This is a genomic window from Actinomycetes bacterium, assembly GCA_024222295.1.
Lineage (GTDB): Bacteria > Actinomycetota > Acidimicrobiia > Acidimicrobiales > Microtrichaceae > JAAEPF01.
In genome coordinates, this window is sequence record JAAEPF010000051.1 from 127,085 (window position 1) to 145,082 (window position 17,998).

The window sequence follows — 17,998 nt, forward strand, 5'->3', positions numbered from 1 at the left end:
CGCCGGGCCGCGGCGGTGCCATGCACGCGGAGCTGAATTGATGACCACATACGACCCGTTCCACCCGCGGTACTTCGACGAGGCCGACCTGCGCGGAGAGCTCACCCGTGTGTACGACCTGTGCCACGGCTGCCGTCTGTGCTTCAAGTTCTGCTCGTCGTTCCCGACGCTGTTCGCGTTCATCGACGCGCACGACGACCAGGACGCGGCGCGACTCACCGCGGCGCAGCAGGACCAGGTGGTCGACGAGTGCTTCCAGTGCAAGCTCTGCTACGTCAACTGCCCGTACACACCGGGCCAGCACGAGTGGGAGCTCGATTTCCCGCGTCTCATGATGCGGGCCGACCAGGTGCTCTTCCGCACCCGCAAGCGGTCCCTGCGCACCCGCCTCACCGACGCAGCCCTCGGGCACACCGACCTGACGGGCAAGGTCGGCTCTGCGCTGGCTCCGGTGGTCAACAAGGCCATCGACGTGCCTGACTCCGGTCCGCGGCGGGCCATGCAGGCGACGACGGGCATATCGGCGGAACGGATCCTGCCGCCGTACAAGCGCGAGCGATTCAGCACGTGGTTCCGGCGCCACAAGCCGAGGGTCGTGCGGCCCGAGCCCCGCGGCAAGGTGGCTCTGTTCCCGACATGCCTCGTGGAGTACCAGGACACGTCCACGGGCAAGGACCTCGTGGCGGTCTATGAGCACAACGGCATCGGGTGTGAGCTCCCCGAGGGCCAGCAGTGTTGTGGGGCCCCGGTGCTGCACCAGGGCGACACCGAAGGCTTCGCCAGGGCAGCGCGCAACAACATCGAGGTGCTGGCTCGGTGGATCCGCAACAAGCGCGGCCACGGCGAGGATCCGGCAGTGGTGGTCCCCCAGCCGACATGTGGCTATGTGCTCAAGAACGACTACGTCGACTACGTCGGCGGTCCCGATGCCGACCTCGTGGCGGAGCACACCTACGACGCCGCCGAGTACCTCATGAAGGTGCACAAGGACGACAAGGCAGCCGGCGGCGACGGGCTGGCCACCGACTTCGACGGCAGCGTGCCCGAGACGACCACCTACCACGCGCCCTGCCATCTCCGGGCGCAGAACATAGGGCTCAAGAGCCGCGACCTGCTGAAGCTGACCGGCACCAGGATCACGTTGGTGGCCGAGTGCTCCGGCATCGACGGCACCTGGGGCTTGCGCGAGGAGAACATCGAGGCCAGCCGGAAGGTCGCCCGCAAGATGGCCTCGGGCATCGAGGCAGCGCAGAGTGAGGTCGTGGCCGGCGACTGTTCGCTGGCCAACGGCGGCATCCGCCTCGAGACCGGCACCGACCCGGTGCATCCCATCACGCTCATGGCGCGTGCATACGGCATCGAGGGAGACGATGGCTGATGGGTGAAGTCAACCGCCTCAACCTCGGCGACATCTCTGACCTGCGCGAGTACGAGCGCACGCGCGATGAGGCGATAGCGCGCATCATCGCGCTGAAGAAGAACCGCCGCCCCCAGGTCGGGCCGTTCATCTCACTGTTGTTCGACAACCGCGACACGATCCTGTCGCAGATCCACGAGATGGCCCGCGCGGAGCGAATCCTCACCGACGAGGGCCTGCAGGTGCAGCTGGACACCTACAACCCGCTGATTCCCGACCCCGGAACCCTGTCGGCGACGATGCTCATCGAGCTGACCGATGAATGGGAGTTGCGCGAGTGGCTGCCCCGGTTGGTGGGGATCGAGACCCATGTGGTGATCGAGTCCGCCGGCGACAGCATCCGCTGCGTGGTCGACGAAGCCCATGAAGGGCAGTTGACGCGCGAAGACGTCACCGCGGCGGTGCACTTCATCCGCTTCGAGCTGACCCCGCAGCAGGTGCAGCAGTGGGGTGACACCGCGGTCGTGGTTCACATCGACCATCCCGAGTACGACCACTCGGTCACACTTCCCACCGCAATCGTCGAGGAGCTTGGTCGCGACCTCACCGGGGTCTGATCCTCGCGACCAACGCGTAGAGGGGTAATCCGGCCCGAAAACCGACGCCTTTCGCGCGGGCTGTGGTGAAGCTGAGCCGGTCGGGGGAACCACTTTGTCAACGCGATGGGACTTGGGCAGTATGGCGCCCGTATGACACCCCCGACGACCGCCCCGCCCTGGGCTGCCACCGCCGCGTGCAAGGGACTCGATCCCGGCATCTTCTACCCAGCCGACGAAGAAGAGGCGGAAGCCGCCAAGGAAGTCTGTGGGCAGTGCCCGGTGCAGGAGACCTGCCTGGAGCACGCCATCGAGCGCCGTGAGCACAACGGCGTGTGGGGCGGAGCGACCGAGCGGGAGCGTCAACGCATCATCCGGCGCAGGCGTCGCCAGCGCAGCCTCGCTCGGGCCGCGGCTTCCTGAGTCACAACACCGGGCCCTAGGGCCCTTCCAGTCCATGGGCCGAAGTCCGATCCGGCCCGCACCTGATCGAGGGATTGCCAGATGGGGGACTTTGCAGCAGCCGGGGCCTGGCCGGGAGTGCTCGGTCGCGTTGCCGGTGGCGATGAGCTGACCGAATCCGAGGCGCGGGGCGCCATGGAGCGCATCCTCTCCGGCGAGGCAACTGCGGTGCAGATGGCGGGCTTCCTCATGGCCCTGCGCACTCGTGGCGAGACACCGGGCGAGGTCGCGGGCTTCGTCGCAGCGATGCAGGATGCCGCTGCGCCCCTGGAGCTGCCGGATCCCGGCGCAACACTCGACCTGGTCGGCACCGGCGGATCGAAGGCGCTCAGCGGTGGAGCGTTCAACGTCTCGACCATGGCGAGCGTCGTCGCCGCAGCCGCGGGAGCGACCGTCTGCAAGCACGGCAACCGCAAGGCCTCCTCCACGTCGGGAAGCACGGACCTTCTCGAAGCCCTGGGAGTGGAGGTCGAGCTCGACGGTGCCGGGGTCGCCGCCTGCGTGCGCGACTCCGGTGTGGGGTTTGCGTTCGCACGCATGTTCCACCCCGCGATGCGCCACGCTGCACCGGTACGCGCCGAACTCGGTGTGCCGACGGTATTCAACCTGCTGGGTCCACTGTCGCACCCCGGCCGGGTCGGCCATCAGGTGATCGGCGTGTCCGACGCGGGTCGCGTCGAACTCGTCGCCGGTGCCCTGCAGCGCCGGGGAACAACCCGGTCGTGGGTGGTGCATGGCAACGACGGCCTCGACGAGCTCACGACGACCGACGCCACGATCGTGGTCGAGGTGACGGGGTCGGAGGTCACCGGTCGTTTCCAGGTGACTCCCGAACAGGTCGGGCTTCAGCGGGCGACGCTCGGCGACATCTCGGTGGGTGACCCGTCGCGCAACGCGCACGCCGCCAACGCCATGCTCGAAGGCGAGCAGGGACCGGTGCGCGACATGGTCGCGCTGAACGCGGCTGCCGGCCTGGTGGTCACGGGCATTGCGGACGATCTCGAAGCAGGGGTCGCCAGGGTGTCCGAGGCCATCGACAAGGGTCAGGCTGCAGCGGTGCTCGGCAAGCTCGTTGCAGCCAGTCGCGCCATCACCCACGCCGAGGCCGACGACGCGATCTGAGCAGCGGCACGCACATCACAGGTCCAGCGCGATGTCGCCGCTGGCATGCTCCACCGCCAGGTCGGACGCGTGGTGGTCGATCCAGTCGAGCACGGTGTCCAGTTCCATCGCGAGGCTCAACGGAAGCAGGGCCGCCGGGCCTTGTGGTGTGGGCGGTGTCATCTCCACCGGATGCTCACCGAGCCCGTCGGGCCCTGAGGTGAGGGTGAGGATGCCACGCTCGAACGTGTGGCGGGCGCGGGCCTGGTCCCGCAACACCAGCCGGTCGCAACCCAGCAGGGCGTTGCGTCTGCTCACCTGGCGCATTGCTGCGACGCGCTGCAACACCGGGTCGGTGTGAGGGGCGAGCGGCTCGCGGACGGGTCCGATCGACCGGCGACCGCCAAGAGGCTTCCTGGTGCGCTGGACCCTTGCGGATCCGGCTGACCATGTCAGGTACCGGGCGCCCTCCTCGGCTGAACGGTCGTTGTGCGGAGGGCAGAGGTGGTCCACCAGGCGACGCTGTAGCACCAGTGCCTCGATCATCGAGCTGCACTTCTTGTGGTCCATGCTCCGGGTGGGCCCCAGCATCTGTGGCACCGCGGTCCGCCCGTTGTGTTGGAAGTGGGCCCGGGCGGTCGCCCGCACATCGGCTCCCGCGCCCACGAACAGCACCCGGGCGTGGCGGTCACGCAACAGGTATACCCCGGGGCTCCTGGGCAACCTGGATGTGAGCCTGAGCTTCTCGGCCTGGGGGTGCCGCGCCAGCGCCGGGAGGGTCCGGAGGTCTTCGAGGTCGGCCACGGCCATGCCCGCTGCGCGCTCCAGCAGCAAGTGGAGCAGGTCAGCTGTTGCAAGGGCGTCGTCGAGGGCCCTGTGGTTGGGCGCGTGGTCGAGTTCCAGACCTGCCGCCAGGGTGCCCAGGCGATGGTCGGGGCAGTCGTCGGCGAACAGCCTGCGCGACAGCATCAGGGTGTCGAGCGTCGCCAGCGGGGCAACGGCGTACCCGGCGCGCTCGAGCGCGGCGCCGACGAAGGCAGCGTCGAAGCCCACGTTGTGGCCCACGAACACGACATCGCGAAGCGGTGTGCCGAGGAACTCCAGGAACGATGCCAGCACCGGTTCGATTCGCGGCGCCTTGGTGATCATGGCAGAGGTGACTCCCGTGAGGGTGGTCACCGTGGCCGGGATCGCACGCCCGGGGTTGACCAGCGGGGAGAACGTGCCTACCTGCTTGCCACCCCTCACCTTGACGGCGCCCAACTCCGCAATCAGGTCGGTGCCGGGGGAGGTGCCGGTGGTTTCGACGTCGACCACCACGAAGGTGCACTGGTGAAGTGCCGGTGGAGGGTGAACGGGTGGTCGGGACTGGCGGGGCACCACCAGAGCCTGTCGAACGCACGTTCGAAGGTCAAGGGCCCGCACCCGCGGCGTTCCCGGCAGCGCCGGGGTTGCTGCGGTCGAGCTGGGTCCGCTCGACGGCGCGGCTGCGGGCGCCGACAGGGCAAAAGGGGGGTCACCAACGCAGCTGTGGGGGGTGCACAATGTTGCGATGCCAGACGAACTATGGGGCACAGAGAGTGCACCGCAGAGATATCGCTGCACTGCGTGCGGCAACCTGACCCGCTTCGACGTGGCCGCCACCACGCGTACACGGGCATTTCACCACTACGACATATCGGGTGATCTGTCCGTCGAGGACGAGCAGGTGCTGCAACGGCGGATCGAATCCGTCTCCTGTCGCTGGTGTGGCAACGGCGACTCGGTGGTCGAGCTCGATGCGGACGCTTCGCCCGACGGCACCGGGGCGGACGACGCGGCGCCGCCTGAGGAGGGCTGAGCCGTCGATCCCGATATCGAGGCCGTCCGCGAGGCCCTCGAGGCCGCCTTCACCGTTGCCCGAAAGGACGTCGGCAGGCCCGACGCTCCCGCGCCCCCGCGCGCCCTCGTGCCTCTGCTGCGTTTCAGCCACCTGCCGGACAGGGCGCTCGCCGATGTGAAGCGCGGGGTCGAGCTGGACGAGCCATTCCGCGACAGGGTCCTCGAATCGTTGGGGACTGCAGGGCGTGGTGCGCTCGATCGGGGTTCGGTTCTGTTTCTCGAACGGCCGGAGGGCTGGGAGGAAGAGCTCGAACTGCTGGTGGGCCAGATCGCGGAGGATGAGGACCGCTCGGGGTCACAGAAGCGCGAGGCCGCTGCGGTGCGGCGGGCGGATCAGCTGCAGGACGCTCTCGGTCGTGCGCGTGCCGAGCGCGACGGCCTGGCCAGCGAGCTCGAGTCCCACCACGCGGAGGTGGCTTCGCTGAGAAAGGAGTTGGCGGAGCGGGAAGTCGAGGCGGATCAAGCCGCCGAGAGGGCTGACCGACTCGCCGCGGAGCGCGAGGAGGCGGTGCGGCAGCTGAAGGAAGCCGAAGCAATTGCCGCACGTCGTCTGGAGGAGCTTCGCGAAGCTCGCGCAGCTGCGCCGGAGCCAGGGCTTGACTCCGGCGTGGACGTGGCCGGCGGTGATGGTGCCGAGGCAGGCACGAGGGCCCTCGACGGTGCATCGAGCGTCGAATCCGCTCAAGGAGCTCCGATGCCCAACGCGGCCACGGTCGACCCGGGTCACGCAGCCGAAGAACTGGCGGCCGAAATCGCGCCCGCGCTCGCGAAGGCAGCCGATGCCGCCGGTGATCTGGCGCAGGCGATCTCGGAGCTGAACACGACGGTGGCCGGGCGGGCGAGCATCGATGATCCCCCCGCAACGCACCCGGTGCCGGCCGACACCGACTCGCCGAAGGCACCGCGGCGCCGTCGGGACCGCAGCACCGAAGGTGAGCGTCGCAAACCGGTGCGCCCCGGTCGTGGCCTGTCGTCGGACTCCGTGGACGGCCTCCGGGAGTTCCTCCGGCGCCCCGAGACGTTCGTGATCATCGATGGTTACAACGTGTCGATGCAGGGTTGGCCGACGTTGTCGCCCGCACAGCAACGCGATGCCCTCGTGTCGGCGCTCGCGCCCCTGTCGGGTCAGTCAGCGGCTGATCTGCACGTGGTGTTCGACGGGGCGTTCGAAGGGCAGCGGCCATCGGTGGACGCGCCCTTGCCAGTGCGCGTCCACTTCACCGAGGCCGGTGTGGAAGCCGACGACCGAATCCTCGAGTTCGTGGACGATGCACCTCTGGATGACGCCGTCGTGGTGGTGTCATCGGATGCGCGGGTACGCGATGGGGCGCGCGAACGCGGCGCCACCGCAGTGTCATCACACACGCTTCTGGACAGGCTCAGGTCCAGGTGAGCAGCACCGGGCAGCGGCTGGTGCACATCGTCGATGCCGTCGAGTGGGAGGAATTCATCGCCACCGGGGCGGACACATGGACTCCCCCCAGCCTGGGGACGGTCGGGTTCGTGCACCTGTCGACGCCCGAGCAGGCGGCGGTTGCGGCCAACCGGCACTACCGGGGTGCCCGGGGCCTACAGCTGCTGGTGCTCGACGCGTCGATTCTGCGGTCCGGGCTCGTGTGGGAGGAGGGCGACCCACCGGAACCGGGGATGGTGTTCCCCCACCTGTATGCACCTCTGCCGGTCGCGGCGGTGCTGTACACCGTTGCGTACCCACCCGGTGCGGACGGCAGGTTCGCCGAGCCAGAGCTGTGAGCATCGCCCAGGCCCGATCGCGAACAGCGCATGGACCGCCGTGCCACTCGCCGAGTTCGTGCCTCCGGGACCAACCCTAGAGGGTGACAGTTCCCAGCCGATCGGGGGTGCTGGCTGCGTTGACCTGGCCGGGCACCGGTGTGGTGCCCGACGCCGACCTCACTGTCACAGGGGGGTCGTATGGTCGGATCCATGGCAAGTCACCAGGAATTCGAACCGGGACCGCACACCGATGCTGAAACCTTCGGAGATGGGCGCGGGGCGAGCGGGAGTCACCGCGAACCGCTGCGGTTCGGTTGCGACGACTGTGCCCGTCGCCACAGCCGCCACTGCGACGACTGCCTGGTCACTCACCTGTGTCGCGAAGACGACGGCTCGGTTGTTGTCAGCCTCGACGAGTTGCGTCTGGTGCGGCGGCTCCAGCACAGCGGCCTGGCGCCGCCGTTGCGCCACCGGGGAGTGAGCGGCTGAGCCCCGCCATGTGGGCACAATGGACTGGTGGTTGACGAGCCCCGACAGGTAGCACCCGAGCCAGAGGCCGTCGTGCACCGCCAGGAGCTTCGGCGATTACGCGATGACGTGGTGGCCGCGCTGCGCTCCGCGGGATGCGTAGCAGTGGGTGTGTGCGGGGTCGAGCCCCTTGTGGAGGCGAGACGAGTCATCGAGCAACGCAAGGCCGCAGGCCTGCATGGGTCGATGGAGTTCACCTATCGCAACCCCCAACGCTCGTCGGATCCCACGACTGCGTTGCCATCGGCCCGATCAGCGGTGGTGGTGGCGTGGCCCTACCGCAGCGACGTCGCCCCCCGGCCCGAGGAGCCGAGCGCGTCCGTGGCGCGATACGCGGCAACCGACACCTACGACGAGCTGCGCGGGGTGCTTGGAGTTGCCGGAGAGCTACTCGAACAGAGTGGTCACCGCGCCGTCGTGGTTGCCGACGACAACGCACTCGTGGACCGCGCCATCGCCTTGCGGGCGGGCCTCGGTTGGCTCGGGAAGAACACCAACCTGCTGGTGCCGGGGGAGGGAAGCTGGGTGGTGATCGGAACCGTTCTGACCGACGTCGAACTGGATGGCATGGAGGGCACTTCTCGACGGGGTGGTTGTGGCAATTGCACCCGCTGCCTTCCCGCCTGCCCGACCGGTGCCCTGGTGGCGCCCGGCGTGATGGACGCGTCGCGCTGCCTCTCGTGGTTGCTGCAGGCCCGGGGTTCGTTCCCGCGCCAGTTCCGCCGCTCCCTGGGCGTGCGGATCTACGGCTGCGATGACTGCCAGGAGGTCTGCCCGCCCAATGCGGGGTCGCAGCGGGTGGACCCGCCGCGGCGCGTGGGGCAGGCCCCTGATCAGTCAGACGCCCGAGGAGGCCCCGGCGACTGGGTAACGCTGCGTTTCCTGCTCGAGTCGACGGACAGCGAACTGCTCGCATCGCTCGGCGCCTGGTACATCCCGGGGCGCGATCCGCGCTTCGTTCGGCGCAATGCCCTCGTGGCACTCGGCAACAGCGAGTGCGGCCGCGACCCGGCGGCGTTGTCACTGCTCTCGCACTACCTGCGCGTCGACGACGAACTGCTCGTCGAGCACGCCGCCTGGGCGGCGCGCGCACTCGGTCGCGACGACCTGCTGAGGCCGCTCGAAGTCGCAGCGCGGCCGGCTGTGGTCGCCGAGCGGGCCCGACCCCACCCGCGCAGTCATCCTGCGCTGGCCGCAGGCGCGCCGACCGGCGAGACTGGCCCAGATGCCCGGTCCTGAGCGCAGCGACGGAAATCCTGCAGCAGTCTCCGCGGCTGAAGCCCGCGCCCAGGTGGAGGCGCAGCGCGAGGCACGGCGTGCCGAGAAGCAGCGCCGCCTCGACGAGGCATTCCCCGGTGTGCTGCCAGGACGGTGGATCATTCGGGCCAGTTGGCTGGCAACGGCGCTGCAGAGCGCCGTGTCCGCCCTGGCGGTGGTAGATCCCGACCGGTTCCTCGGTGTGTTCTTCGGAGTCACCATGGCGCTGTTCCTGCTGGGCTCGGTGTTGTTCGTGGTCGACATCGTGCTGGCCGCGGCGCGCAGCACCACCGACGCGATGGGAATCGGCGGCCTGTTCTTCCTCGCGGGAAGCGCCCCCAGGGCCGCGGCGGTGCCGCTCAACGCCTCCCTGGGCGTGGTCGTGGCGGTGGCGGTGGCGGCGGCCTTGGCCGGGTTGTCGAGCCCCGAGCTGGCGTTCGGAACCCTGTCGCCGATGCTGCAGCTCTCCCTCAGCGGCCTTTGGGGTGTGCGCCACGGCCTTTTCGAACCCCGTGGAGACGCTGATGGATGAGAACCAGGGGCCGCGAGTGCTGCTGTTCACCGGCAAGGGCGGGGTGGGCAAGACGACGACCGCCGCTGCAACGGCGCTGGAGCTGGCCGGCCGCGGCCATCGGGTGGTGGTGACGTCCGCTGACCCCGCTCACTCCCTCGAGGACGCCTTCGACCTGGAGATCGGATCCGAGCCCAGTTCCGTGGCACCGCGCTGCGATGCCCAGCAGTTGGACGCACTCGCCACGGTCGAGGAGTCGTGGGGTGACATCCGGACATGGTTGGTCGACGTGTTCGACTGGGCGGGCCTCTCCGCGGTCGAGGCCGAGGAACTCGCGTTGCTACCGGGCTTCGAGGAGCTGGTGGCGCTGATGGAGATCGAGAGGTTGGTCGCCGCAGGTGAACACGACGTGGTCGTGGTGGACTGCGCGCCGACCGCCGAGACGATCAGGCTGCTGTCGCTGCCGAACGTCCTCGACTGGTACATCAGGCATCTGTTTCCGGCCTCGCGACGCCTCACGCGCGTCGTGGGCCCGGTGCTGGCCCGTGTGAGCGACGTGCCGGTGGCCAGCCCCGAGGTATTCGACTCACTCGAGCGGTTCCATCGACAACTGGCCGCGGTTCGTGACCTCCTGACCGACCCCGAGCGCACGCTGGCGCGCATCGTGGTCACACCCGAGCGCATGGTCGTGGCCGAGGCGCGGCGCACGCTGACCTACCTCTCGCTGTTCGGCTACCGCAGCGACGCCGTCGTGGTGAACCGGATCCTTCCCGACGATGCCGAGGGCAGCTTCGTGCAGCAGTGGCGGGAGGCGCAGGCTCTCCAGCTCGACGCGATCCGCGAGGGTTTCGACCCGTTGCGGGTGCTGCGCGCCGGCCTGGGCGCCGAGGAGATCATCGGAGTGGACCGCCTGACGCTGCACGGCAAGGCCATGTGGGAGGGCGTGGATCCGGTGGAGGCACTGTCGGCCGGTGTGCCGATGCGCATGGAGCACGACGACGACCTGTCGAGACTGCACCTGCAGCTGCCCCATGTGTCGGCTGCCGATGTGGACCTGGTCGAGTCCGGCGGGGAGCTGGCTGTCGCAGTCGGCCCCTACCGTCGCAACCTGATGCTTCCGTCATCGCTACGCGGCCGCAAGGTTGTGCGCGCCCGCGTGGTGCACCCCGAGCTGGTCATCGAGTTCGCACCTCGCTGAGCGCAGTTGTCCATCGATCGAGCAGGCAGGCGCGACGTGGGCGGGCCATAGTGGGAACGTGGACAACGAACACGCCTCCAGGGGCACCGAACACCTCCAGCAAGCAGCCCGTGAGTTGATCGGTGCAGCACGCTCGTTCCTCGATGCCGCCGAAGAGATGGTCGAGGACTCCGAATTCGTCGACGACGCGGCCCAGGCCCTACGCACAGTGGTCGCCGACCTCGGCTCGGTCGCCCGTCCCAGGCCGGCCAACGGTGCCGCTCCACCCGGTGAAGACATGACCGGCGCAGATGATCCGGGCGAGGACGGGGCTGAAACCGCCCCGAACAGCACCTCTGGAGCGACAGAAGGTGCTGACAAGGCCACTCGGAGCGACAATGAGGCGTCATCTACTCGCGTGAGGCGGATAGACGTGGAATGATGCATCAATAGGGGAGGGTCATAAGGCCCGACGCTGGATGTATCGGACTTGGTCGCAGGCGGTTGCGGTCGCGAAACTGGGGAACGCGTGGATCGAGAGGCGGAGGTCAGGTGAGGATTGTCACCCTCCGTGCGCGCGCCCCGGGCGCCGTGCCGATAGACCTCCACAAGCGGGTGACCGTCGTCGCAGGTTCGAGCGCAGCGGATCGCCATTCGCTCAAGGAGACGTTCGAGGCACTCACCGAGCCCAGGGTTCCCGGGCTCGAGGCACTGATGGAGCTCAACGGGACGACCGTTCCACTCGACCCGGCCTTTGCCGAGACGTACTCACTCACCGCGGCGCCTGCTGCAGTGCTGGTGGTGCCAGGCCCTGGTGTTGAGGGTGCAGATGGCCCCGACGTTCCGGAGTACGCGAACGCAGAGAGGATCTCGAGCCTGCGAGCGCAGCAACGAGCCGCCCAGAGCGAGCTGACACTCGTCGCACGGGCGCTCGAGCAGGAGCGTTCGCATTCAGCGAGCAAGTGGTCCGGTCGCTCGGTGCCCGACCCTGCCTCGACCGCCGGCCCGGCGGAGCGGGGTGTCGATCAGTCGATGGCCAACGTCCGCGAGCTGGCCGACCAGCTGGCCATGGAGCTGGCCGAACGCGGCGGATCGAGGCCTGGTGAAGTCGCCGAACTGCTGGAAGGCATTGCCGACCGCCGGGCATCGAGTAGAGGGCGGGCAGCGGCGCTCGCACAGCTGATGGCCGAGTGTCAGGTGGCGATCGAGTCGGCGCAGGCCGCGATGCACGATACGGCGCATCCCTCAGGCTCCGCATTGGCAGACGCCGCCGCGGAGGTCGAGGCGGTCCGCGGTGAGATGCTGCGCATCGCGTTCGAGGAGAACATGACCCGGCGCCAGCGGCGCCGGCTCGCCGACCTGCGCAGCACCGAGCGGCGGTTGCTCGCCGGCCTCGGCCACACGTCGTACTCGGACCTGTTGGCGTCGCGCGCAGCAGAGCCGGACCCGGCGCCGCGCCCTGACGGGGGAGCCACGTCCGCCAGGCTCGAACTCCTCCTCGAACTTCAGGACTTCTGGCACCAGCGCCAGCAGCAGGCGGCGGTGGACAGCGAACATGAGGTGGCTCTCCTGGCCGAGGGTGCAGCCCTTGTCGGGGACTCCGTCGGTGCGGGCATGAACGCTGATCCGAGGCTCATGGCCGCCCGCCTTCGCGCGGTCCTGCCCGGCCGCAGTGGCGCAAATGCACCGGCGGACCTGACCGCCACCCGGTTGTCGGTGGAGCTCGGGCTCGACCCCGGTTCCAGGTACACGCCACGCGAGGTACTCGAGGTGGCGGAGGCAGAACTGGAGGCCGCGGAACGGTCCGCCTCCCCTGCCAGCTCGCAGCCTCCCCGTAGCAGGGTCGGCAGCGGCATCGGTGGTGACCGGGAGCGCGTCATCGACCTGCAGAACCTCGAGGCTGACCTCGAGGCGCGCCTGAGGCAGGTGGGGGAACGTCTGGCCGCACTGGAGCGTGCAGCGAACCTCGCCCAGCCCGACTCCCGTGCCGGAGTCGACCTGCGCTCCGGCGGGGTCTCGGTCGTGCCGGACGCTGCGGACTGGTCCCTGGTGCGCGAGATCGAGTCGCGGAGGCCGCAGCCGCACGTGGGCACGGTTCCGGTGCTCGTGATGGAGCCCGACCAGGGCCCGAATGCCCTCGACCAGGTGGATCCGCTCGACGTGGTGGCGCTCGGGGCCACCACACAGATCGTGTGGATCACCGACCGCCCGGAGGTGATCGACGCGATCCAGGCCGTCGGGAACCTCGGCTCGGTCATCCGGACCTGACCGGACGGGCACCCCGAACGCTGCCGGTCACCTGCGGTGGCTGTGGGCACTGGTAGACCGGGGACATGGCCAGCGCCCCGCCGAGCGACCCCGGCACCCCACTACTGGGGCTGGATATCGGCGGCACCAAGGCGCTCGCGGTAGTGGTCGACCCGGCCGGCGCAGACGGGCCCACGATCCTAGAGCGACGGCGCCACGTCGGTGAACCGACACCCCGGGGTCTCGCAGCCCTGGTGGCGGAACTCGCCGCGGAGCACGGTGCGCCTGCAGCGGTGGGTGTGGGCATCGCGGGCTACGTGGGCCTCGACGGCATCGCCCGCACGTCCGCCCATGTGGGAGTGCTGGTGGGCGTCGACGTGGCCGGCGACCTCCGTTCGTTGCTCGGTCTGCCGGTCGTGGCCGACAACGACGCCAACTGCGCTGCGTTCGCGGCCATGGCCGCGCCCGGCGCGGGCGCACAGGACCTGGTGACGGTGACATTCGGAACCGGAATCGGCGCCGGAGTCGTGGTGGGTGGCCGGCTGGTTCGTGGCGCGCACGGGTTCGCAGGCGAACCCGGCCACGCAGTGGTGGATCCATCCGGGCCGGAATGCCCCTGCGGGCAGCGCGGGTGCTGGGAGCGGTATGCGTCGGGTTCAGGCCTGGCATTGCTCGTCAGGTCCGCCATCGATTCCGGAACCCTGGACCCTGCGCCGTTCGCACACGCGGCGGAGCCGACCGGCGAGGAGCTCATGGCCGCGGCGCGCGCGGGCGACGGTGGCGCGATGTCCGTGGTGGCCGACTTCTCACGGTGGGTTGCAGTCGGTCTCGGCCAGATCATCAACCTGCTCGACCCCGAGGTGGTGTTCCTCGGCGGGGGTCTCGTCGGGTCCGCCGACATGTGGCTCGCCGCGGTGCAGGCCCGCCTCGACGCCAACCCGACGGTCGCACGTCGTGGCGTGCGCGTGGAGGTCGTGCCGTGGGGAGTCGAGGCCGGGGCCGTCGGTGCCGCACTGCTCGCAAACCGTCTGCAGCACGACGGTGCATAGGGGTTAGCGTTCAGGGATGGAGTTCCGCCGGATCAGTTCGTTGCCCCCGTATGTGTTCACGATCATCGACAGCCTGAAGGTCGAGGCGCGGCGCGGCGGAGCGGACATCATCGACCTGGGCTTCGGCAACCCCGACTTGCCGTCGCCCGAGATCACGGTGGAGAAGCTCGCCGAGGCCGCCCGCAACTCGCGCAACCACCGCTACTCGGCATCGAGGGGCATCCCGAAGCTCCGCCAGGCGATCGCCGGCTACTACCAGCGTCGCTTCGGTGTGGACCTCGATCCTGAGACCGAGGTCATCAACACGATCGGAGCGAAGGAGGGCTTCAGCCACCTCATGTGGACGCTGCTGCAGCCACACGATGCGGCACTCGTGCCGGCTCCCAGCTACCCGATCCACATCTTCGGTCCGTTGTTCGCCGGGGCCAATGTCCGCGAGATCCCACTCGGCACCGGTGAGGAGTTCTTCGACAACATGCTGCGGGCATGGGAGTACAGCCACCCGAAGCCACGGGTGATCGTCTTGTCATTCCCCCACAACCCGACCACCACATGCGTGGATGTGGAGTTCATGCAGCGGGTCGTCGACTTCGCCCGTGAAAAGGAGGTGCTGCTCGTTCACGACAACGCCTACGCAGACCTCGGATTCGACGGATACCGACCGCCGTCGATTCTGCAGGCCGAGGGTGCCAAGGAAGTCGCGGTGGAGCTCTACTCGATGACCAAGTCGTTCTCGATGGCGGGCTGGCGTGTGGCGTTCATGGTCGGAAACCGAGAGGTCGTCGCGGCGCTGGCCAAGCTGAAGTCCTATCTCGACTACGGCACGTTCCAGCCCATCCAGATCGCTGCAACGGTCACCATCAACGAGGAGCCCGACTTCCCCGAGCAGGTGAACACCATCTACCAGGGCCGCCGCGACGTCCTCTGTGATGGGCTCAACCGCATCGGCTGGGAGGTGGAGCCACCGAAGGGCACGATGTTCACCTGGGCGCGGATTCCGGAGCCCTACCAGGACATGGGTTCGGTGGAGTTCTGCTCTCAGCTCGTGCGCGATGCCGAGGTGGCGTTGTCGCCCGGCGTCGGATTCGGCCCCGGCGGCGAGGGTCATGTGCGGTTCGCGCTGATCGAGAACGAGCAGCGGATAACCCAGGCCGTTCGCAACCTGCGCCGTTCGCTCACCAAGCTGGGCTGAGCGCGTGGTGCGCCGTGCCGCTCAGCGGCCGGCGAAGCCGTTGCGGCAGATGGCGACCACCAGGTCCGCAACCTCCTCGTGGCTGCGGTCTGCGGAGCCCATGTAGACCGTGGTGAGCTGGTTGGAGACGCCGAGCACGGCGTGCGCCAGCGCCTCTGGGTCGCGGTCCGGGATCGCTCCTGACTCGACCGCTTCGCGCAGGTGCGTCACGGCGTCGGCCACCAGTACCGACTGACCCGCCCTCATCGCCCGGGCGAAGCTGCCCTCGGTGCGTGCGAACTCGAAGAGCCGGCGTTCCTCGGGGTGCTCGGCCATCCACAGGACCGCGGCGCGGATGCCGAGCTCGAGGCGGCGCACCGGATCGTCGACACCCTCGATGGCGCGTTGCTGGGTGCGTCTCAGGTCCTTCTGGGCGTTGCGGAGGATCTCGACGAAGAGTTCTTCCTTCGACTCGAAGTACCAGTAGAAGACGCCCTTGCCGACTCCCATTCCGTCGACGATGTCGGCCACCGATGTGGGGTGATAGCCGTCGCTGGCGAAGCGCTTCGTGGCGTAGGCCAGGAGCTGGGCCCTCCGCTCCTTGCCCCTCGTGGTGAGCCGTCTCGTCACGGCGCTCACCGTAGCGGGAAACTTGACCGCTCGGTCAAGGCAGGCGCCTGTCGGCGGAGACCTCCTATGTGCCGACCGGTGACCCCGGGAAACAGTCCCGAAACGATCGGGCATTAGCTTGTCGTGCATGACGGCGTTCGTGTTGCGCGTATGGCTGCCCGACCGACCCGGCGCGCTCGGTCTCGTAGCGTCCCGCGTGGGTGCAGTAGGCGGGGACGTGGTCGGTATAGACATCATCGACCGTGGCGCTGGCCGCGCGGTCGACGAGCTGCTGATCAACCTGCCGGACGAGTCACTGGTCGACCTGCTGGTGTCGGAGATCCACGAGATCGACGGCGCGGATGTGGAGGACGTGCGACCGGCCGGGCGGGACCATGAGGACCTGGCGGTTGCAGCCCTGCAGGTGGCCGCGGAACTGGCCGCCGTCGAATCACCTGCGCAGCGCGCCTGTGTCCTCGTCGGCGGCGCCATGCGGCTGCTGCACGCCGACTGGGCGGCTGTTGTCGACACCGGCTCAGCAAGCCTCCTGTGCGGCGACGGCGATGAACTGCCCAACGAGGCGTGGCTGTCAGGATTCGTCCTCGGGGCCACGGCCGACGGCGACGCTGCGGAGCTGGATGAGTTCGCCATCGCAGAGGTCGCCGACCACGGTTGGAAGCTGGTGGTTTGCCGCAGCCGTCTGCCCGTGCGCGGCCGCGAGCGCGCCATGCTGGACGGTATGGGAGCCCTTGGCTGAACGAAGCCGCGAATGGCTGGGTCGGTCAGTCGGTGGCCCAGTCGAGAGAGCGCTCCACGCCCCTGTGCCAGGTTGCGTGGGCCGCCTCGATAGCGTCCGCGTCGCCGGTCGGCTCGAACCGGCGGTCCGCGCTCCACGAGGCCGACACCTCTGTGGCATCGGCCCACACGCCCACGCCTAGGCCAGCCAGGTAGGCGGCGCCCAGGGCCGTGGTCTCGGGTTGCGCCGCGCGCGCAACGGTGACTCCCAGCTGGTCGGCCTGGAGCTGGCACAGCAGGTCCATCACGGCTGCTCCGCCGTCGACGCGCAGTTCTGCTGCCTGCCTGCCGGACGCGGCGGTCATCGCGTCGACGACATCGCGGGTCTGGTGGACCATCGACTCGACCACCGCCCGGGCGATGTGGGCCCGGTTGGTGCCACGTGTTATCCCCACGATCGTGCCGCGGGCGCGCGGATCCCACCATGGCGATCCCAGCCCCGTGAATGCCGGAACCAGCACGACGCCGCCGCTGTCCTGCACCGATTCAGCCAGTGGGCCGGTCTCGGCTGCCGACCCGATGATCCCGAGACCGTCACGCAACCACTGGACTGCTGAGCCGGTGGAGAAGACCGCGCCTTCGAGCGCGTAGTGGGTGACCGTCGACTCAGGGGAGCCCAGCATCGACCCGGGGAGTTGCCACGCGACCGTGGAGAGCATCCCGTCTGTGGGCTCGGGGCAGGCGTTGCCGACGTTCATCAGCACGAAGGAGCCCGTGCCGTAGGTGTTCTTCGCCATGCCCGGCTCGAGACACGCCTGGCCGAACAGCGCGGCCTGCTGGTCGCCCGCCATCCCCGACACCGCAATGCCGGCCCCCGCGGCACAGTCGTCCGAGGTAGTGCCGAACGTTCCCGAACAGGGCATCGGATCCGGCAGCGCCGAGCGTGGCACACCGAACAGGTCGCACAGATCGTCGGACCAGTCGAGGTCACGGATGTCGAACAACATCGTGCGAGCCGCATTGGACACGTCGGTCGCGTGCACCTCGCCGCCGGTCAGGTTCCACAGCAGCCATGAGTCGATGGTGCCGAGCCGCAGGTGCTGGTCGGCCTCGACCCCGCCGTGGCGAAGCAGCCACTCGATCTTCGATGCCGAGAAGTACGGGTCGAGCACCAATCCTGTCAGCGAGCGCACCCGGTCGAGCTCCCCGGCTGCCTCGAGGTCCTCGCAGCGCTGGGCAGTGCGCCGGTCCTGCCAGACGATGGCCCGATGGAGCGGTCGGCCGTCGCGTGCGTCCCAGGCCACGATCGTCTCGCGCTGCACGGTGATGCCGATCGCGGCGATGGGCTGACCGCCGATGGCATCCACGACCTCGGCAAGCGTGGCCTGGGTGACCTGCCAGATCTCCTCGGCGTCGTGCTCCACCCAACCCGGCTGCGGGAAGTGTTGTGTGAACTCGCGATGCGCCACGTGGCCGGGCACACCGCTGTCGTCGATGGCGAACGAACGCACGCCCGTGGTACCTGCATCGATCGAGATCACCCAAGCCATGGGGGGACACCATACGCGACCGCTGCGCAGGCA

Annotated in this window: 19 protein-coding genes; 16 read left to right on the forward strand and 3 right to left on the reverse strand. The window is 69.0% G+C overall.

Features of this window, described 5'->3' with window-relative positions:
* Nucleotides 1–40 precede the first annotated feature (40 nt).
* The 4 genes from GY812_15005 to trpD all read left to right on the forward strand — a co-directional run bounded on the left by GY812_15005 (nt 41) and on the right by trpD (nt 3,537).
* Nucleotides 41–1,378 carry a hypothetical protein gene (locus tag GY812_15005; GenBank protein MCP4436789.1) on the forward strand — a complete coding sequence of 446 codons (1,338 nt, stop codon included), beginning with the start codon at nt 41–43 and terminating at the stop codon, nt 1,376–1,378.
* The gene (locus tag GY812_15010; GenBank protein MCP4436790.1) at nt 1,378–1,974 is read left to right on the forward strand and encodes a DUF3501 family protein; all 597 of its coding nucleotides are present in this window, start codon (nt 1,378–1,380) and stop codon (nt 1,972–1,974) included. The genes GY812_15005 and GY812_15010 overlap by 1 nt, the downstream gene beginning before the upstream one ends.
* A gap of 132 nt (nt 1,975–2,106) precedes the next feature.
* Nucleotides 2,107–2,376: a WhiB family transcriptional regulator gene (locus tag GY812_15015; GenBank protein ID MCP4436791.1), complete on the forward strand. Its 270-nt coding sequence runs from the start codon at nt 2,107–2,109 to the stop codon at nt 2,374–2,376.
* An 81-nt stretch (nt 2,377–2,457) separates the two neighbouring features.
* Nucleotides 2,458–3,537 (forward strand): anthranilate phosphoribosyltransferase, encoded by a 1,080-nt coding sequence (trpD, locus tag GY812_15020; protein MCP4436792.1) that lies wholly within the window; start codon nt 2,458–2,460, stop codon nt 3,535–3,537.
* A 15-nt stretch (nt 3,538–3,552) separates the two neighbouring features.
* On the opposite strand, the gene GY812_15025 is transcribed toward trpD, so the two are convergent.
* The gene (locus GY812_15025; GenBank protein MCP4436793.1) at nt 3,553–4,896 is read right to left on the reverse strand and encodes a hypothetical protein; all 1,344 of its coding nucleotides are present in this window, start codon (nt 4,894–4,896) and stop codon (nt 3,553–3,555) included.
* Between the two features lie 172 nt (nt 4,897–5,068).
* Between GY812_15025 and GY812_15030 the strand changes: the two genes are divergently transcribed.
* From GY812_15030 to GY812_15080, 11 genes are all read left to right on the forward strand, one after another.
* Entirely contained in the window at nt 5,069–5,356 is a 288-nt protein-coding gene (locus GY812_15030) for a hypothetical protein (protein MCP4436794.1), read from the forward strand.
* A gap of 108 nt (nt 5,357–5,464) precedes the next feature.
* On the forward strand, nt 5,465–6,790 hold the full coding sequence (locus tag GY812_15035; protein ID MCP4436795.1) for a hypothetical protein: 1,326 nt from the start codon (nt 5,465–5,467) through the stop codon (nt 6,788–6,790).
* On the forward strand, nt 6,787–7,149 hold the full coding sequence (locus GY812_15040; protein MCP4436796.1) for a DUF952 domain-containing protein: 363 nt from the start codon (nt 6,787–6,789) through the stop codon (nt 7,147–7,149). The genes GY812_15035 and GY812_15040 overlap by 4 nt, the downstream gene beginning before the upstream one ends.
* Before the next feature lie 192 nt (nt 7,150–7,341).
* Nucleotides 7,342–7,620, forward strand: coding sequence for a hypothetical protein (locus GY812_15045; protein MCP4436797.1), 279 nt, complete (start codon nt 7,342–7,344; stop codon nt 7,618–7,620).
* Between the two features lie 27 nt (nt 7,621–7,647).
* On the forward strand, nt 7,648–8,898 hold the full coding sequence (gene queG / locus GY812_15050; GenBank protein ID MCP4436798.1) for a tRNA epoxyqueuosine(34) reductase QueG: 1,251 nt from the start codon (nt 7,648–7,650) through the stop codon (nt 8,896–8,898).
* Nucleotides 8,885–9,448: a hypothetical protein gene (locus GY812_15055; GenBank protein MCP4436799.1), complete on the forward strand. Its 564-nt coding sequence runs from the start codon at nt 8,885–8,887 to the stop codon at nt 9,446–9,448. The genes queG and GY812_15055 overlap by 14 nt, the downstream gene beginning before the upstream one ends.
* Nucleotides 9,441–10,625, forward strand: a complete 1,185-nt coding sequence (locus GY812_15060; GenBank protein MCP4436800.1) for an ArsA family ATPase — start codon at nt 9,441–9,443, stop codon at nt 10,623–10,625. Before GY812_15055 ends, GY812_15060 begins: the two co-directional genes overlap by 8 nt.
* A gap of 58 nt (nt 10,626–10,683) precedes the next feature.
* Nucleotides 10,684–11,046, forward strand: a complete 363-nt coding sequence (locus tag GY812_15065; protein ID MCP4436801.1) for a hypothetical protein — start codon at nt 10,684–10,686, stop codon at nt 11,044–11,046.
* 110 nt (nt 11,047–11,156) lie between these two features.
* On the forward strand, nt 11,157–12,872 hold the full coding sequence (locus tag GY812_15070) for a hypothetical protein (protein MCP4436802.1): 1,716 nt from the start codon (nt 11,157–11,159) through the stop codon (nt 12,870–12,872).
* Between the two features lie 65 nt (nt 12,873–12,937).
* The gene (locus tag GY812_15075; GenBank protein ID MCP4436803.1) at nt 12,938–13,900 is read left to right on the forward strand and encodes an ROK family protein; all 963 of its coding nucleotides are present in this window, start codon (nt 12,938–12,940) and stop codon (nt 13,898–13,900) included.
* Between the two features lie 16 nt (nt 13,901–13,916).
* Nucleotides 13,917–15,092, forward strand: a complete 1,176-nt coding sequence (locus GY812_15080; protein ID MCP4436804.1) for an aminotransferase class I/II-fold pyridoxal phosphate-dependent enzyme — start codon at nt 13,917–13,919, stop codon at nt 15,090–15,092.
* A gap of 21 nt (nt 15,093–15,113) precedes the next feature.
* Here the strand turns inward: GY812_15080 and GY812_15085 are convergent, their stop codons facing one another.
* Nucleotides 15,114–15,701, reverse strand: a complete 588-nt coding sequence (locus GY812_15085) for a TetR/AcrR family transcriptional regulator (protein MCP4436805.1) — start codon at nt 15,699–15,701, stop codon at nt 15,114–15,116.
* A gap of 127 nt (nt 15,702–15,828) precedes the next feature.
* Here GY812_15085 and GY812_15090 point away from each other — a divergent pair, with 127 nt between their 5' ends.
* Nucleotides 15,829–16,437 (forward strand): hypothetical protein, encoded by a 609-nt coding sequence (locus GY812_15090; protein MCP4436806.1) that lies wholly within the window; start codon nt 15,829–15,831, stop codon nt 16,435–16,437.
* Nucleotides 16,438–16,462: 25 nt separating this feature from the next.
* Here GY812_15090 and glpK read toward each other — a convergent pair whose 3' ends face one another.
* The gene (gene glpK / locus GY812_15095; protein ID MCP4436807.1) at nt 16,463–17,965 is read right to left on the reverse strand and encodes a glycerol kinase GlpK; all 1,503 of its coding nucleotides are present in this window, start codon (nt 17,963–17,965) and stop codon (nt 16,463–16,465) included.
* Nucleotides 17,966–17,998 lie beyond the last annotated feature (33 nt).

What these genes read in the sequence shown, in the direction of transcription:
- GY812_15005 (MCP4436789.1), top strand. Translation starts at nt 41, where the DNA reads ATGACCACATACGACCCGTTCCACCCGCGGTACTTCGACGAGGCCGAC.
- GY812_15010 (MCP4436790.1), top strand. Translation starts at nt 1,378, where the DNA reads ATGGGTGAAGTCAACCGCCTCAACCTCGGCGACATCTCTGACCTGCGC.
- GY812_15015 (MCP4436791.1), top strand. Translation starts at nt 2,107, where the DNA reads ATGACACCCCCGACGACCGCCCCGCCCTGGGCTGCCACCGCCGCGTGC.
- trpD (MCP4436792.1), top strand. Translation starts at nt 2,458, where the DNA reads ATGGGGGACTTTGCAGCAGCCGGGGCCTGGCCGGGAGTGCTCGGTCGC.
- GY812_15030 (MCP4436794.1), top strand. Translation starts at nt 5,069, where the DNA reads ATGCCAGACGAACTATGGGGCACAGAGAGTGCACCGCAGAGATATCGC.
- GY812_15045 (MCP4436797.1), top strand. Translation starts at nt 7,342, where the DNA reads ATGGCAAGTCACCAGGAATTCGAACCGGGACCGCACACCGATGCTGAA.
- GY812_15055 (MCP4436799.1), top strand. Translation starts at nt 8,885, where the DNA reads ATGCCCGGTCCTGAGCGCAGCGACGGAAATCCTGCAGCAGTCTCCGCG.
- GY812_15060 (MCP4436800.1), top strand. Translation starts at nt 9,441, where the DNA reads ATGGATGAGAACCAGGGGCCGCGAGTGCTGCTGTTCACCGGCAAGGGC.
- GY812_15075 (MCP4436803.1), top strand. Translation starts at nt 12,938, where the DNA reads ATGGCCAGCGCCCCGCCGAGCGACCCCGGCACCCCACTACTGGGGCTG.
- GY812_15080 (MCP4436804.1), top strand. Translation starts at nt 13,917, where the DNA reads ATGGAGTTCCGCCGGATCAGTTCGTTGCCCCCGTATGTGTTCACGATC.
- GY812_15090 (MCP4436806.1), top strand. Translation starts at nt 15,829, where the DNA reads ATGACGGCGTTCGTGTTGCGCGTATGGCTGCCCGACCGACCCGGCGCG.
- glpK (MCP4436807.1), bottom strand. Translation starts at nt 17,965, where the DNA reads ATGGCTTGGGTGATCTCGATCGATGCAGGTACCACGGGCGTGCGTTCG.